Annotated in this window: 13 protein-coding genes; 7 read left to right on the top strand and 6 right to left on the bottom strand. The window is 70.2% G+C overall.

Annotated elements, in window-relative coordinates:
• The first annotated feature begins 6 nt into the window (after positions 1-6).
• Complete coding sequence (locus AC0662_RS35550) at positions 7-831, top strand: MerR family transcriptional regulator (protein ID WP_452204710.1); 825 nt, start codon at positions 7-9, stop codon at positions 829-831.
• Here AC0662_RS35550 and AC0662_RS35545 read toward each other — a convergent pair.
• The 3 genes from AC0662_RS35545 to AC0662_RS35535 are packed head-to-tail and all read right to left on the bottom strand — an operon-like array spanning position 818 to position 3,674.
• Entirely contained in the window at positions 818-1,315 is a 498-nt protein-coding gene (locus AC0662_RS35545) for a DUF3830 family protein (protein ID WP_452204709.1), read from the bottom strand. The two genes, AC0662_RS35550 and AC0662_RS35545, sit on opposite strands and share 14 nt — an antisense overlap.
• The gene (locus tag AC0662_RS35540; protein ID WP_478306179.1) at positions 1,312-2,697 is read right to left on the bottom strand and encodes an amidase; all 1,386 of its coding nucleotides are present in this window, start codon (positions 2,695-2,697) and stop codon (positions 1,312-1,314) included. The genes AC0662_RS35545 and AC0662_RS35540 overlap by 4 nt, the downstream gene beginning before the upstream one ends.
• Positions 2,694-3,674 (bottom strand): D-2-hydroxyacid dehydrogenase, encoded by a 981-nt coding sequence (locus tag AC0662_RS35535; protein WP_478306177.1) that lies wholly within the window; start codon positions 3,672-3,674, stop codon positions 2,694-2,696. Before AC0662_RS35535 ends, AC0662_RS35540 begins: the two co-directional genes overlap by 4 nt.
• Before the next feature lie 66 nt (positions 3,675-3,740).
• Here AC0662_RS35535 and AC0662_RS35530 point away from each other — a divergent pair, with 66 nt between their 5' ends.
• The 3 genes from AC0662_RS35530 to AC0662_RS35520 are packed head-to-tail and all read left to right on the top strand — an operon-like array spanning position 3,741 to position 6,845.
• Entirely contained in the window at positions 3,741-4,496 is a 756-nt protein-coding gene (locus AC0662_RS35530; RefSeq protein WP_452204706.1) for a maleate cis-trans isomerase family protein, read from the top strand.
• Positions 4,493-5,653 (top strand): M24 family metallopeptidase, encoded by a 1,161-nt coding sequence (locus AC0662_RS35525; protein ID WP_452204705.1) that lies wholly within the window; start codon positions 4,493-4,495, stop codon positions 5,651-5,653. Before AC0662_RS35530 ends, AC0662_RS35525 begins: the two co-directional genes overlap by 4 nt.
• A 4-nt stretch (positions 5,654-5,657) precedes the next feature.
• Positions 5,658-6,845, top strand: a complete 1,188-nt coding sequence (locus AC0662_RS35520; RefSeq protein ID WP_452204704.1) for an aminotransferase-like domain-containing protein — start codon at positions 5,658-5,660, stop codon at positions 6,843-6,845.
• A gap of 220 nt (positions 6,846-7,065) precedes the next feature.
• On the opposite strand, the gene AC0662_RS35515 is transcribed toward AC0662_RS35520, so the two are convergent.
• Entirely contained in the window at positions 7,066-9,963 is a 2,898-nt protein-coding gene (locus tag AC0662_RS35515; RefSeq protein WP_478306174.1) for an FAD-binding and (Fe-S)-binding domain-containing protein, read from the bottom strand.
• 46 nt (positions 9,964-10,009) lie between these two features.
• Between AC0662_RS35515 and AC0662_RS35510 the strand changes: the two genes are divergently transcribed.
• Together AC0662_RS35510 and AC0662_RS35505 are read left to right on the top strand one after the other, a co-directional pair.
• Positions 10,010-10,738 carry a maleate cis-trans isomerase family protein gene (locus tag AC0662_RS35510; RefSeq protein ID WP_478306172.1) on the top strand — a complete coding sequence of 243 codons (729 nt, stop codon included), beginning with the start codon at positions 10,010-10,012 and terminating at the stop codon, positions 10,736-10,738.
• A complete protein-coding gene (locus AC0662_RS35505; RefSeq protein ID WP_478306170.1) occupies positions 10,735-11,382 on the top strand; it encodes a GntR family transcriptional regulator in 648 nt (215 codons plus the stop codon). Before AC0662_RS35510 ends, AC0662_RS35505 begins: the two co-directional genes overlap by 4 nt.
• A 13-nt stretch (positions 11,383-11,395) precedes the next feature.
• Here the strand turns inward: AC0662_RS35505 and AC0662_RS35500 are convergent, their stop codons facing one another.
• On the bottom strand, positions 11,396-12,859 hold the full coding sequence (locus tag AC0662_RS35500; RefSeq protein ID WP_478306168.1) for an NAD-dependent succinate-semialdehyde dehydrogenase: 1,464 nt from the start codon (positions 12,857-12,859) through the stop codon (positions 11,396-11,398).
• 79 nt (positions 12,860-12,938) lie between these two features.
• On the opposite strand from AC0662_RS35500, the gene AC0662_RS35495 reads away from it, so the two are divergent.
• Entirely contained in the window at positions 12,939-14,192 is a 1,254-nt protein-coding gene (locus AC0662_RS35495) for an aspartate aminotransferase family protein (protein WP_452203425.1), read from the top strand.
• Positions 14,193-14,249: 57 nt separating this feature from the next.
• Here the strand turns inward: AC0662_RS35495 and AC0662_RS35490 are convergent, their stop codons facing one another.
• On the bottom strand, positions 14,250-15,683 hold the full coding sequence (locus AC0662_RS35490; protein WP_478306166.1) for an MFS transporter: 1,434 nt from the start codon (positions 15,681-15,683) through the stop codon (positions 14,250-14,252).
• Positions 15,684-15,736: the final 53 nt, after the last annotated feature.

Below are 15,736 nucleotides of genomic sequence, written 5' to 3'. Positions count from 1 at the left end.
GGCGGCATGTTCGCAATCGGCGAGTTCGCGCGGCACGGCCGGGTGTCCATCAGGATGCTGCGGCACTACGACGCGCTCGGTCTACTGCGGCCGGCGCACGTCGACCCCGCGACCGGCTACCGCAGCTACACGGCCGCGCAACTCGCCGATCTGAACCGGATCGTCGCGCTGAAGGATCTGGGTTTCTCGCTCGACCAGATCGGCACGATGATCGCCGACGACCTCGGCCCCGACGAGCTGCGGACCATGCTGAAGCTGCGGCAGGCCGAGCTGGAGACCTCGGTGGCCGAGAGCTACGCGCGGCTCGCGCAGGTCGAGTCCCGGCTACGCGGTCTGGAGAGCGATGCACCGGCCGCGGACGTGGTCGTGAAGGAGCTGCCCGCCGTACGGCTGGTCGGGCTGACCGCGACCGCGGCGAGCTTCACGCCCGACGACATCACTCCGGTGGTGCGACCGCTCTGCGCGGAGCTCGGCCGCCGGTTGCCGGACGCCGACGTCCGACCGTCCGGCCGGCTGACCTGTCTGTACGAACGGAACCACGCATCCGAGGAGGAGGACGAGGTCGTCGTCCGCGCGACCGTGCCGGCCGCGGTCGATGCCGGGGGCAACATCGAGGGACTCGAGGTGATCGACCTGCCGGTGATGCGGGCCGCGACGCTCGTGCACCGCGGCCCGATCGACCAGGTCCTACCGGCCTGGCAGGCGCTGGCCCGCTGGCTCGACGACAACGGGCGCCGAGCCGGCGAGCCCGCGCGCGAGCTCTACCTCGACACTCCCGACGACCCGAACGGCTGGGTCACCGAACTCCAGGAGCCGTTCACAGCCGACTGAACGACAGCGTCTCGCCGCGGGCGCCGCCCATCCACAGGTCCTGGCAGGCCGCCGCGAACTCGTCGAGGTTCTCGGTGATCGCCCCGAACACGTTGCCCGGCACCCAGCCCTGGTCGCCGTTGATCAGCAGGTTGTTCCGCCCGTAGAACACCGCGAGGTCGACGATCGCGCCGGTCGTCCCGGTCCCGGTCGTGTTCTCGTACCCGTACGCCGGGTTGCCCAGGTCGTCGGAGTCGAACGAGAACCAGCACAGGTCGCCCGGGATCGGCGTGATCGTGGTGTTCTCCTTCCCCGGGTCGGTCGGCGCGAACTCGGGCAGCAGCGTGTAGATCTCGTTCCGCGCGTACTTGCCGTGGAACACCGGTGCCGACAATGGCAACGCGTCCCACACGGCCGCGCAGGTCCGCGGCGCCACGTCGTCGAGCAACTTCGCGACGCAGCTCACGCCACGCTTGTCCAAGCTGACGGTGATGAACTTGCTCATCGGGCCTCCAAAGTCGGGGTACGGCGATGCCAGTCGGTCGCGGCCTGGTACGCCTGACCGACCCGCAGCGTCAGCGCGTCGGCGTGCCGCGGACCGACCACCTGCAGGCCAACCGGCAGTCCGGCCTTCGTGAACCCGCAGGGCACACTGAGCGCCGGCTGCTGGGTGAGGTTGAACGGATACGTGTACGGCGTCCAGTCGGTCCAGTCCGGCGACCTGGAGCCGTCCGGCACGTCCTGCCCGACCGGGAACGCCGTGATCGGCAGCGTCGGCGAGATCAGGACGTCGTACCGCTCGTGGAAGCGGCCCATCAGCGTCCCGAGTTCCATCCGAACGTTGGTGGCGTCGAGGAAGTCCGAGGCAGAGTACGCCGATCCGAGCTCGGCGACGCGGCGCAGTCCCGGGTCCACCCGGTCGTCGACGTCGTACGCCGAGAGCACCTTCGCGGCACCGGACCACCACAGCACGTTGAACGCGTCGATCGGATCCGCGAACCCGGGATCGACCTCGGTCACCTCGGCGCCGGCGTCGGCAAGGACACCGACCGCAGCGCGGACCAGCGCCTCCACCTCGGGGTCGTTGCGGACGAACCCAAAATCGGCCGAGAACCCGACCCGCAGCCCGGCGACACCGTCGTCGATGCCGTGCAGGAACGAGGTCGGCGGCGTCGGCATCGCGGACCAGTCGCGCGGGTCGAACCCGGTGACCACGTCCAGCAACGCGGCCGCGTCGCGCACCGTCCGCGTCATCGGTCCGGCGTGCGACAAGGTGCCGAACGCACTCGGCGGGAACAACGGGATCAGCCCGTACGTCGGTTTCAGCGCGACCGTACCGGTGAAGGCGGCCGGGATCCGGACGGACCCGCCACCGTCGGTGCCGAGCGACCACACGCCCATCCCCAGCCCGACCGCGGTCGCCGAACCACCACTCGATCCGCCGGAGGTCTTGCCCGGGTCCCACGGGTTGCCGGTGGCGCCGTACGTGGTGGAGTCGGTGACGCCCTTCCACGAGTACTCCGGGGTGGTCGTCTTACCCAGGAAGACGGCGCCGGTCTCCCGCAGTCGCGCGACGGACGGAGCGTCCTGGTCCCACGGCCCGGCGGGGTCGATCATCGTGCTGCCGCGCAGCGTCGGCCAGCCCTTGGTCCACAGCGCGTCCTTGATGGATGTCGGTACGCCGTCGCCGGGGCCCAGTGGCTCCCCTGAGTGCCACCGGGCCTCCGACTCCTTCGCCGCGGCCAGCGCACCCTCGGCGTCCACCAGCACGAACGCGTTCACCTGGCCGTCGTACCGCTCGATCGCGTCCAACGCCTCCTGCGTGGCCTCGACCGGCGAGATCTGCTTGGTCCGATACCCCTCGACCAACTCGGTTGCCTGCGTCATCGATCTCCTGTCGGGATGTAGCCGAGTTTCTTGTCCACCACGTTCACCAGCGGTTCGCCGGACAGCCAGCGCCGGACGTTGCCGGCGAACTGGGCCGCCAAGGTGTCGCGCCAGCCGATCACGTCACCGGACATGTGCGCCGTGACGGTCACGTTCGGCGCGTCCCACAGTGGGTGGTCCGGCGGCAGCGGTTCGCTGTCGAAGACGTCCAGCGTGGCCGCGATCCGGCCGTCGGCGACGGCCGCGAGCAGCGCCGTCTCGTCGACGATCGGACCACGGGCGACGTTGACGAGATGCGTGCCCGGCCGCATCGCCGCGAGGACGCCGGCGTCGACGAGGCCGCGGGTCGCGGCGGTCAGCGGGGCAGCGAGCACCAGGTGATCGGCCCACTCCACCTCGGCCGCCAGATTGCCGCTGGCAACGACCTCGCCGAAGTCCGGGTCGCCCGATCGCACCGTCCGGCCGGCGCCGCGCACCTCGAGGCCGGCCGCGCGCAGCAGCCGAGCGGTCTCCCGCCCGATCGCGCCAGTGCCGACGACGAGTGCTCTCGCGCCGTTTATGCTCCGGGTCTCGCGGTGCTGCCACTCGTGGCCGCGCTGCAGGTCGAAGCTGCGGAGGCTGTCCTTGGCGTGCGCGATCACCGCACCGAGCACGTACTCGGCGATCGGCCGGTCGAACACGCCGTGCGCGTTGGTGACCACGACCGCGGAGTCCCGCAGCTCGTCGAAGAGCAGGGTGTCGACACCCGCCGCGGTCACATGGATCCACTCCAACGACCCGGCGTCCGGCCAGACGTCCCGGACCGCCGTCGAGAAGAAGTCCCACAGCATCAGCGCCTGGGCACCTCGGACCGCCTCGGGCAGTCCATCGGCGGCGCAGTACCGGAAATCGACCGGCAGGTCGGCGAGGCCGGGTGGGCGGTCGGTCGCGCGCTCACAGAGGACCGCGATCACGGGGCGTTGAGGGGTGGCTGGCACGGCTTCGAGGCTAGGAACTCGCTAGTAGGATTGTCAACAATCCTTTGTGGGTCGCACACTGACCGCATGAGTTCGCGTCCTTCCACTCATCCCCTGCCGGCGGCGGTGCCGCCACTGCTCCAGACCGGCATCGGGATCGTCGCGCCGTACGACTTCGCGCTCGACCGGGAACTGTGGCGCTGGGTCCCCGATGACGTGACCCTGCACTTCACCCGACTGCCCTACGCACCGCTGGCGGCCACTGTCGAGATGGCCGTGCACATCTCGGACCCGGAGCTGGTCGCCCGGGCCACCTACGACGTCCTGGCGGTGGCCCCGCTCGCGGTCGTCTACGCCTGTACGTTCGGGAGCTTCGTGTCCGGGCTGGAGGGCGAGCTGCGGCTCGTCGACGCCATGGTCGGCGCCGGGGCTCCGGCCGCGGTCACCACCAGCGGCGCCCTGCTGCTCGCGCTGCGCCGGCTCGGGATCTCCCGGATCGCCATCGTCACGCCGTACACGAACGACCTGACCGCCGGGCTGGGCACGTTCCTCGCCGAGTCCGGTGTCGAGGTCGTCGCGACCGCCGGACTCGGCCTGATCGCGCAGATCTGGGCCGTCCCCTACGAGACCACCGTCGAACTCGTCCGGAGCGTCGACAGCGACGACGCCCAGGCGATCTTCATCAGCTGTACGAACCTTCCGACGTACGACGTCATCGCCGGGCTGGAGGCCACCTTGGGTAAACCTGTTCTGACCGCGAACCAGGTCACGATGTGGGCGGTGCTGGAACTCGCCGGCCACACCGGGATCGGGCCCGGGCAGCATCTGCTGAGTGCCGGATGAACGCCGCCGAGTACGCCGTCCGGCTGGCCAGGGTGCGCGCCATCCTGACCGAGCGCGGGCTCGGCGCGCTGGTGGTCAGCGACCCGGCGAACATCTTCTACCTGACCGGGTACGACGCCTGGTCGTTCTACACACCGCAATGTCTGCTGGTCCTCGCCGACGGTGACGCGCATCTGTTCGCGCGGGCGATGGACGCGGCCGGGGCGGCGTACACCTGCAACCTGGGGCCCGACCAGATCCACGGGTATCCCGAAGCGCTGGTGCACCGTCCGGACGTGCATCCGTTCGACTGGATCGCGAACGGCTGCCGGGAACTGCTCCCGGCGGGGGCCGACATCGCGGTCGAGACCGACGCGCACTTCTTCAGTGCTCGCGGTTACCTTGCCCTCAGCAAGGGTCTGCCCGGTCATCGCCTCGTCGACTCGGGTGAGCTGGTGAACTGGGTCCGGCTGGTCAAGTCGCCGTACGAGGTGGAGCAGTTGCGGATCGCCGGCACGATCGCCGAGCAGGCGATGCGGGTCGCGCTCGAGGAGCTCCGGCCGGGCCGCCGGCAGTGCGACCTGGTCGCCGAGATCCTCGCCGCGCAGGCCTCCGGCACCCCCGAGCACGGTGGTGACTATCCCGCCATCGTGCCGATGCTGCCGACCGGCGACGCGGCCGGTACGCCGCACCTGACCTGGACCGATCGCCCGTTCGTCAACAACGAGGCGACCACGATCGAACTGGCCGGCGTGTTCGGCCGGTACCACGCCCCACTCGCCCGCACCGCGATGCTCGGCGACCCGCCGCACCGGCTCCGGGAGACCGCCAAGATCGTTGCCGACGGCATGCAGGCGGCCCTGGCGGCGATCCGTCCCGGCGTCACCGGGAGCGGGGTGCACGCGGCGTTCAACGACGTGATCGCCGCGCACGGGATGGTGAAGGAGTCCCGGATCGGGTACTCGATCGGCATCGGGTACCCGCCGGACTGGGGGGAGCGCACCGTCAGCCTGCGCCCCGAGGAGACCACCGTGCTGACCGCGGGGATGGCGTTCCACGTCATCCTCGGGATGTGGATGGACGGCTGGGGATACGAGCTGTCCGAGCCCGTGGTGGTCACCACCGACGGAGTGGAACGTCTGACCGGACTGTCCCACGAACTGACGATCAGGAGGTAATCTCTTGCCGAGTTTCCCGTACGCCGCACGCGCCACCGGTCTGGTGGGTTCGGTGATCGACTCGAGCACATCCCTGCTGCACAAGCAGACCCACGACATCGTCCGCTTCGCGATGGGATCGCCGGCGGCCGAGGCGGTCCCCGCGAAGCTGCTGTCCGCGATCGCCGCCGACGAGCTCAGTCAGCCGGCCGCCTACGACTACGCGGCCACGGAAGGCGACCCACCGCTGCACGCCGCGCTGCTGGAGATGCTGCGCGGGACCAGTGACGAGACGACGCCGGAGCGCCTCACCGTCACCGCGGGCGGGATGCAGGGGCTCGACCTGTTCTGCAAGATCTTCGTCGACCCGGGTGATCTGGTCGTCGTCGAGTCCCCGACGTACACGAACGGCAGTGCGACCGCGCTCTCGTACGGGGCGGAACTGCTGGAGGTCCCGGTCGACGACGACGGGATGATGGTCGACGACCTGCCGCGACTGCTCGACGGCCGGACACCGAAGGCGATCTACACGATCCCGACCTTCCAGAACCCGTCCGGCGCGACGCTCTCGCTCGAGCGCCGGCACCGGCTGCTCGAGCTGGCCCGGTCCTGGGGTTCGATGGTGATCGACGACGACCCGTACGGGCTGCTGCGGTTCGCCGGCGACCCGCTGCCGACGCTGCGTGAGCTCGGCGCGGGCGATCCGTTGGTGTTCTCCGTACGGACCTTCTCGAAGATCGTCGCGCCTGGCCTGCGCGTCGGCTGGGTGGACGCGGACCCGGAGCTGCAGCAGCTGCTGATCAACGCGAAGCAGGCGATGGACACCTGCACCAACCTGCCCGCGCAGAAGCTGCTCGCCGGGTTCCTGACCGGCGGTCATCTCGAGGAGCACCTGGCCACCCAGCGGGCGGAGTACAAGCGCCGCAAGGAGGCGATGCACGCGGCGTTGACCGAGCACTTCGGTGACATCGCGCGGTGGACCGATCCGGAGGGCGGCTTCTTCCTCTGGGTGACGCTGGAGAACGGCGTGAACACCGAGGAACTGTTCGAGGTCGCACTGGCCGAAGGCGTCGCGTTCATCCCCGGCCCCGCCTTCTCCCCCACCGGCCGCTTCACCGACGCCTTCCGCGTCTGCTTCGCCTCGACCACGCCGGACCGGATCCAGGAAGGTGTCACCCGGCTCCGGCGGGCCGTCGACAAGCTCTCGTCCTAGGCCCAGCCACCACACCATCCGCCCGCCCGCCGAGGCGTACGCCGAACGGACGCCAGCGACGCACCGAGCCGTTCACGGTGGGGCGCCAAGCGACTACCCGCGGCTTGGGGAGGATCGACTGCCCGATACGGGACAGCGATCCTCCCCAACCACCGCGATGGGAGGCCGGCCGCCGCGATGGGAGGCCGGCCGCCACGGCAAGCGCCGACGTGCGGTTGGGCTACTGGGGTGGGGTGAGGGGTTGGTGTTGTAGGGCGGTGGCTAGGAGTTGGGCCAGGTGTTGGGGGCGGCGGGGGGTGGCTTGGGCGATCTGCGTGCGGCAGCTGAACCCGTCGGCGAGGACGGCGGTTGTCTCGGGCAACGACCGTACGGCGGGCAGCAGCGACTGCTCGCCGACGGCCTGGGACACCTCGTAGTGCCCCCGCTCGAACCCGAAGTTGCCGGCCAGTCCGCAGCAGCCCGGATCGGCGAGACCGGCGTCGATCCCGGCTGCCGACATCAGCTGCCGATCGGCTTCGAACCCGAGCACCGCGTGCTGGTGACAGTGCTGCTGCACGAAGGCCGCTCCCCCGACCTGCGGCGGCTTCCAGTCGGCCTCGACGAGCAGTTCGGAGAAGGTGCGCGTCGTCGAGGCGGCCGCGGCGGCGAGTGGGTTGCCGGCGAGCAGATCGGGTGCGTCGTGGCGCAGGGCCGCCGTACAGCTCGGTTCGAGGCTGACGATCGGCGTACCTGCGGTCAGGTGTGGCGCGAGCGTGTGCAGGGAGCGGTCCAGGACTCGGCGGGCGGTCGACAGCTGGCCGGTCGAGATCCAGGTCAGGCCGCAGCACACCGGCTTGTCGGGCAACACGACCTCGAAGCCGGCGGATTCCAGCACGGTGACCGCGGCGCGGCCGATCTCCGGCGCGAGGTAGTTCGTAAAGGTGTCCGGCCAGAGCACCACTTTCTGCCCGCTGGGTGATCCGCCGCGCTTCGAGAACCACTGGGTGAAGCTCTCCCTGGCGAACGCCGGTACGTCGCGCTCGACCGCGATCCCACCGAGCCGCTTCGTCAACTGCAACCCGGCGAACGCGTTCGCGACCTTCGGCGCCCGCGAGGCGAGCCGGGACCACAGCGGCAGCCAGCCCATCGACCAGTGCGACATCGGCCGGGCCCACGGCCGCCGCGCGTAGTGGTGATGCGTGAACTCGGCCTTGTACGTCGCCATGTCGACGTTCACCGGACAGTCGGACAGACAGCCCTTGCACGACAGACACAGATCGAGCCCGTCGCGTACTTCGGTCGATCGCCACCCGGCCGTGACCACATCGCCTTGGAGCATCTCCCACAACAGGTGCGCCCGGCCTCGCGTCGAATGCAATTCGTCGCGAGTGACCTGGTAACTCGGGCACATCACGCTGCCCGAGCTCTGCCGGCACTTCCCGATCCCGACGCACCGGCGTTGCGCCTGCGCGAAGTCGTGCCCGTCCTCCGGGTAGTCGAACATCGTCAGCAGCTTGCGGCCCTGCGCAGGACCGTTGTGCCGGATCGCCAGATCCATCGGCGGCGGGTCGACGATCATGCCCGGGTTCATCACCTCGGTCGGATCCCAGAGCCGCTTCAGCTCACCGAACAGCGCGACCCCGTCCGCGCCGTACATCTTGCTCAGCAGCTCGCCCCGAGCCCGCCCGTCACCGTGCTCGCCGGACACCGAACCGCCCAGCTCGACCACCAGATCCGCAGCCTGCTCGACGAAGTCCCGGTACGTCGTGAGCCCGCGCGAACTGAGCAGGTCGAAGTCGATCCGCATGTGCATGCAGCCCTCGCCGAAGTGCCCGTACGACGCCCCCGACAACCCGTGCCGCCCGAGCAACTCGTCGAGCCCCCGCAGGTACGCGCCCAACCGCTCCGGCGGTACGGCGGCGTCCTCCCACCCGCCCCACGCCTCGGCCCCGTCCGCGCGCCGTGTCGCCAGCCCCGCGGCGTCCGTACGGCAGCGCCACAACACGGCCTGCGCCTTCGGGTCGGTGACCAGCGAAGCGGTGGCGGGCGAACCGGAATCGCGCAGCTCCTCCAGCATCAAGCGGGCTGCCGACGCGGCGAGCGTCTCGTCCTCCCCGCCGATCTCGACGAGCAGCCACGCGTTCCCGGCCGGGAGACCGGCCCGGACCGCGGCGTCGCGAACCTCGGTCGGCAACCTGTCGACCAGCTCGCTGTTGATGGACTCCATCGTCAGCGGTCCGTGCCGGAGAACGACGGGCACACAGTCGGCCGACGTCACCGAGTCGACGAAGCCCAGCGCACACAGAACCTTTGCCTTGGGCAACTGCGTGAGCTGGACCGTCGCACGCAGCGTCGCGGCGAGACCGCCCTCGCTGCCGGAGAGCAGACCAGCGACGTTGTACCCGTTCTCGGGCAGCAAGCGGTGCAGCGCATAGCCCGAGATCTGCCGAGTGAACTGCCCGAACCGCCGCTGGATCAGCAGCTCGTTCCGATCGGTGAACGCCTGCAGCGCGCGGTGCAGCTCGCCCTCGCGGCCCGGGCGAGCGGCGGCTTCCGCGCGATCAGCCGCCGAGGCGACCGTCAGGCGCGTGCCGTCGGCGAGCACGACGTCGAGTGAGCGGAGGTTGTCGGCCGTCGTCCCCCAGGCGACCGAGTGGGCACCGCACGCGTTGTTGGCGATCATCCCGCCCAGCGTGGCCCGGCTCGCGGACGACGGATCGGCACCGAACGCCAGCCCGTGCGGTTTCGCGGCCGCCAGCAGATCCGTGAGTACGACGCCTGGCTCGACGACCGCGGTTCGGGACGCCGGGTCGAGGTCGAGGATCCGGTCCACGTGCCGGGACGCGTCGATGACGACCCCGCCGATCGCATTGCCGGCCATCGACGTACCGCCGCCGCGGACGACGACCGGCGCGCCGGCTGCCGCGGTCGACGCGACGGCGATCGCCAGCTCGTCGGCGTCCGCCGGGACCACGACCAGATCGGGGACAGCGCGGTAGTTCGAACCGTCGGTGGCGTAGAGCGCTCGGGTCCGCGTGTCGTCGGCCACCACGCCGTGGATTTCCCGGCGCAAGACGGCGGCCAGCCGCGGGAGGTCGTACGCGACGGATCCGGTGCCGGGGCGATCAGGGGTTAACATTGTCGACAATCTACCCATTTCGGTGTGCAACAAGCCAGGAGGCCCGATGGTCACGGTAGGACTGCTCTATCCCGGACACAGCGCGGAAGACGACTACCCGGCGCTCGAAGCGCGCCTGGACGGTTCCGTGAAGCTGCCCGTCGTCATCACCTCGGTCGGTGAGGACGCGCACCGGGTGGACGCCCTCCTCGACCTCGGCCGGGCCGAACGACTCGCCGAGGGCGCCGCCGAACTGGCGCCGTCGAGGCCGGACGCGGTCATGTGGGCCTGCACCTCGGGCAGCTTCGTCTTCGGGCGCGAGGGCGCGAACATCCAGGCGGCCGGCGTCGCGCAGGCGCTCGGCGTCCCGGCGTCGTCGACCTCGATCGCGTTCGTCGACGCCTGCCGGGAGCTCGGCATCCGGCGGGTCGCGGTCGCCGCGTCGTACCCGGAGGACGTCGCGCAGCACTTCGTCCGCTTCCTCACCGGCGGCGGCCTCGAGGTCGTGTCGATGGGCAGCAACGGGATCATCACCGCCGCGGAGGTCGGCACGCTCACCCCGGACCAGGTGGTCGCGATGGTGAAGGCCGCCGACCACCCGGACGCGGAGGCGATCCTGGTGCCGGACACCGCGATGCACACCCTCGCGATCGTCGACGAGTTGGAGACCGCGGTCGGGAAACCCATACTGACCGCGAACCAGGTGACGGTCTGGAAGGGCCTGCAACTGGCCGGGCCGGTACCGTCATTGCCAGGCCTGGGGACATTGTTCGCCGCAAGGGGGATGACGGAGTGACCAGTTACATCGAGCCGCTGGCGCAGGAGTCGACGCCGAGCATCATCGCCGACAAACTGCGCCAGGCCATCGGCCACGGGGAGCTGAAGCCCGGCGCGCAGCTCGGTGAGGCCGACCTGGCCCGCAAGCTCGGGGTCAGCCGCGGGCCGCTGCGGGAGGGCATGCAGCGGCTGACGCAGGAAGGCCTGCTGGTCTCGATCCGCAACCGCGGGCTGTTCGTCATCGACATGACGCCGGACGACGTCCGCGACATGTACCTGGCGCGCGAGGCCATCGAGCGGGCCGCGGCCCGGCAGATCCTCCGCGGCGACCCCGACGCGGCCGGTACGGCGCTGCTCGAGATCGTCGACCGGATGGCCGTCGCCGAGGGCAACCCGGCCGCGGTCGGCGAGCTCGACATCGCGTTCCACGAGCGGCTGGTGCAGCTGGCCGGCAGCCCGCGGCTGTCGCGGATGCACCGGACGTTCATCACCGAGACCCGGATGTGCATCCACGCCCTGGAGTCGACGTACTCCGCCGCCGACGTCCGCGTCCGCGAGCACTACGCGCTCGCGGACGCGATCCGCACCGGCAACGCCGAGTTCGCCGACCGGCTGCTGATCGCCCACATGGACGACGCGATCCTCCGCCTGATCAACCGCTGATTCAGCCGCTGAGTCAGACCGCGATCCCGATGTACTTGGTCTCCAGGAACTCGTCGATCCCGATCGCGCCGCCCTCGCGTCCGAGGCCGGACTGCTTGACCCCACCGAACGGCGCGGCCGGGTTCGACACCACGCCCTGGTTCAGTCCGACCATGCCGGTGTCGATCGACTCCGCCACCCGCAGCGCCCGCCGCAGGTCGTTGGTGAACACGTACGCGACCAGCCCGTACTCCGTGTCGTTGGCCGCCGCAACGACCTCGTCCTCGGTACTGAACGGCGTCAGCGGAGCCACCGGCCCGAAGATCTCCTGGTCGGCCATCGCAGCCTCCCGCGGTACGCCGGTCAGCACCGTCGGCGGGTAGAAGTACCCGTTCCCCGGCGCAACCTCTCCCCCGGTGAGCACGGTCGCGCCACGGCCGACGGCGTCCGCCACGAGCGAGCGCACCTTCTCCCGCCCGGCCTCGTCGATCAGCGGCCCGACGTTGACGTCCGGTTCGGTCCCCCGCCCGACGGTCAGCGCCGCCATCCGGTCCGCGAGCCGGCGACCGAAGTCGTCGATCACCGATGCGTGCACGAAGATCCGGTTGGCCGCCGTACAGGCCTCGCCCATGTTCCGCATCTTCGCCGCGATCGCGCCGGTCACGGCCTCGTCCAGGTCCGCGTCCTCGAAGACGATGAACGGCGCATTGCCACCGAGCTCGAGGGATGTCCGCAGCACCTTCTCCGCGCACTGCTCGAGCAGGATCCGCCCGACCTTCGTGGACCCGGTGAAGGACAGCTTCCGGGCCAGCCCGGACCGGATGAGCGGCTCCATCACGCCACCCGCGTCCATCGCGGTGACACAGTTCACCGCCCCCGCCGGGACGCCGGCCTCGGTCAGGATCCCCATCAGCGCGAGCATCGACAGCGGGGTCTGGTGCGCGGGCTTGATCACGCTCGTACAGCCGGCCGCGATGGCCGGCCCGAGCTTGCGGGTCCCCATCGCCATCGGGAAGTTCCACGGGGTGACCAGCAGGCACGGTCCGACCGGCCGCTTGGTGATCAGGAAGCGCGCGTTCCCGGCCGGAGCGGTCTGGTACCCGCCGTCGATCCGCAGCGCCTCCCCGGCGAAGTGCCGGAAGAACTCCGCCGCGTACGCGATCTCGCCACGGGCCTCAGGCAACGGTTTGCCCATCTCCAGCGTCATCAGCAGCGCGAGGTCGTCGACCCGCTCCATCAGCAGCTCGTACGCCGCCGTGAGCATGTCGGCCCGTTCGCGCGGTGAGGTCCGGGCGAAGTCCGGCTGCGCCGCGACCGCCGCTTCGAGCGCCGCACGCCCGTCGGCGGGTGACGCGTCGGCGACGGCGCACAGCACCTCGCCGGTCGACGGGTCGACGACGTCGAACGTCGCACCCCGCGTCGCGTCGGTCCACTTCCCTTCGATGAACAGCCGCTTCTCGACGGCCTCGATCACCCTGGACTCGTCGTGCACGCTCATTCGCACCCCTTCACCGGCCTCGACACGTGAGATACGCTGATTGTCAACAATCTACCATTCACCGCAGTGAGGGGAAGTCGTGGCCGAGCTCTCGCAGATCCTGAAACAGGCGACCGGCGTGGTCGCCGCGCGCGGTACGGGCGTACAGCTGTTCGACGAGGACGATCGCCGGTACCTGGACTTCACGGCCGGCATCGGCGTCACGTCGACCGGCCACTGCCACCCGCGCGTGGTGGCGGCCGCCCAGGAACAGGTCGGCCGGATCATCCACGCGCAGTACACGACCGTCATGCACCGGCCGCTGCTGAACCTGGTGGAGCGGCTCGGTGAGGTCCTGCCCCGCGGCCTCGACCGGATGTTCTTCGCGAACTCCGGCAGCGAGGCGATCGAGGCGGCGCTGCGCCTCACCCGGCAGGCGACCGGACGGCCGAACGTGATCGTCTTCCACGGCGGCTTCCACGGCCGGACCGTGGCCGCGGGTTCGATGACGACCTCCGGTACCAAGTTCCGCTCCGGCTTCAGCCCGCTGATGGCCGGCGTCCACGTCTCGCCGTTCCCCGACCCGGGCCACTTCGGCTGGCCGGTCGAGCAGGCGACCGACTTCGCGCTCAGCCAGCTGGACTACGTGCTGCAGACGCTGAGCTCGCCGGCCGACACCGCGGCGTTCTTCGTCGAGCCGGTCCTCGGTGAGGGCGGCTACGTCCCTGCCAACGAGCGGTTCTTCGCCGGGCTCCGCGAGCGCGCCGACAAGCACGGGATCCTGCTCGTGGTCGACGAGGTGCAGACCGGCTTCGGGCGGACCGGGAAGTTCTGGGGCGGCGACCACTTCGGCTCCCGTCCTGATGTCCTGGTCACCGCCAAGGGCCTCGCGTCCGGCTTCCCGCTGTCCGGGATCGCCGCGTCGTCGGAGCTGATGGAGAAGGCCTGGCCGGGCTCCCAGGGCGGCACGTACGGCGCGAACGCGGTGGCTTGCGCGGCCGCGCTGGCGACCCTCGACGTGATCCAGGACGAAGGCCTCGTCCAGAACTCCGCCGACCGCGGCGCACAGCTCAAGCAGTCGCTGCAGCTGGTCGCCGACAAGCACGAGCAGATCACCGACGTCCGCGGGCTCGGCCTGATGATCGGCAACGAGTTCCGCGACGCCGACGGCAAGCCCGACGGGGCGACCGCGAGCGCGGTCCAGCAGGAGGCCGCGCGCCGCGGTCTGCTGCTGCTCACCTGCGGCGCCTGGGGCCAGGTCGTCCGCTTCATCCCGGCCCTGGTCGTCTCCCCCGACGAGATTGACGAGGCCGCCGGGCTCTGGTCCGACGCGGTCACCGCAGTCATCGGCTGACACACAAACAACAGAAGGCCGGTCCGCGGGATCCGCGGACCGGCCTTCTGCTTGCGATTACGCCTTCGCCGCTTCAGGCTCCAGCGCGACCGGCGGCGGAGCCTCGTCGGTCCCCGGGATCTCGGTGCCGTTCAGCGGGCACCGCGTCGTCTCCGGGACCTTGGCCAGCGCGATCGCGCCGACCACACAGGCCGCCATCATGTAGTACGCCGGCACCAGCGAATCCCCGAGTTTCGCCGTCAGCCAGTCGTTGACCGCGGGCGCCGTACCACCGAACAGCGAGGTGGAGACGTTGTACGCGATCGCGAACCCGGCGTACCGGACGTGGGTCGGGAACATCGCCGGGAAGGTCGCCGAGATCGTCGCGAGCTGCGGGACGTAGAGCAGACCCAGGACCGCGAAGCCGATGATGGCCCCGGCCAGGTTCGTCCCCATCAGCAGGAACATCGGTACGCCGAACACGAACAGCCCGGCCAGCGATGCCCACCACAACGGTTTCCGCCCGACCCGGTCCGACATCCGGCCCGCGAACGGGACGAACACCATCATCGCCAGCATGCCGATGATCGGCACCACCAGTGACAGATCGGAACTCATCCCGATCTCCTTCTCCAGGTACGTCGGCATGTAGGTGAGCAGCGTGTAGTTCACCACGTTCAGCGCGATCACCATGCCACCGAGGCGCAGGATCGGACCCATGTAGCCGGACAGCAGATCCTTGAACTGCGCCGAGGTCTGCTCTTCCTTCTGGCCCTTCGCCTCGAGCTCCCGGAAGATCGGGGTGTCCTCGAGCTTGGACCGCAGGTAGACGCCGACCAGACCGAGCGGCGCGGCGACCAGGAACGGCAGCCGCCAGCCCCACGAATGCATGGCGTCGTCACCGAGCACCAGCGAGAAGAACAGCATCAGCAGCGCACCGAGCGAGAAGCCCGCCAGCGTCCCGAACTCCAGGAAGCTGCCGAGGAACCCGCGCTTGCGGCTCGGCGCGTACTCGGCCATGAAGGTCGCGGCACCGCCGTACTCACCACCGGTCGAGAAGCCCTGGACCATCCGGAGCAGCACCAGCAGCACCGGAGCCCAGTAGCCGATCGTGTCGAACGACGGCACGAGTCCGGCGAGCAGGGTCGCGCCGGACATCATGATGATGGTGATCGCCAGTACGTGCTTGCGGCCGAGCCGGTCGCCGAGCGGGCCCCAGACCAGGCCGCCGAGCGGCCGGACCAGGAACGAGACGGCGAACGTCATCAGTGCGAGCAGGGTCTGACTCTCGGTGTCGCCCGGGAAGATGGCGGCCGAGATATAGGTCACGCCGTAGGCGTAGATGCCGTAGTCGAACCACTCGGTGGCGTTCCCGATGGCCGAGGCGGCGATGGCTTTCTTGAGCACTCCGGGCGGCGGCTCCGTGTCGACAGAGGTCGCGGGCGGCCGGTCCTGCTGATGTCCACCTCCGGGTGGCTGATCGCTCACTGGCGGCTGGGTCTCGGAGTCCACATTTCCTCCTGGGTCGGATACGGCCTCACCCGTGTGCCCACCTCCACGTATTC

The sequence above is a fragment of the Kribbella sp. NPDC043289 genome, assembly GCF_056436705.1.
This window is presented reverse-complemented; position numbering and strand designations above follow the sequence as displayed.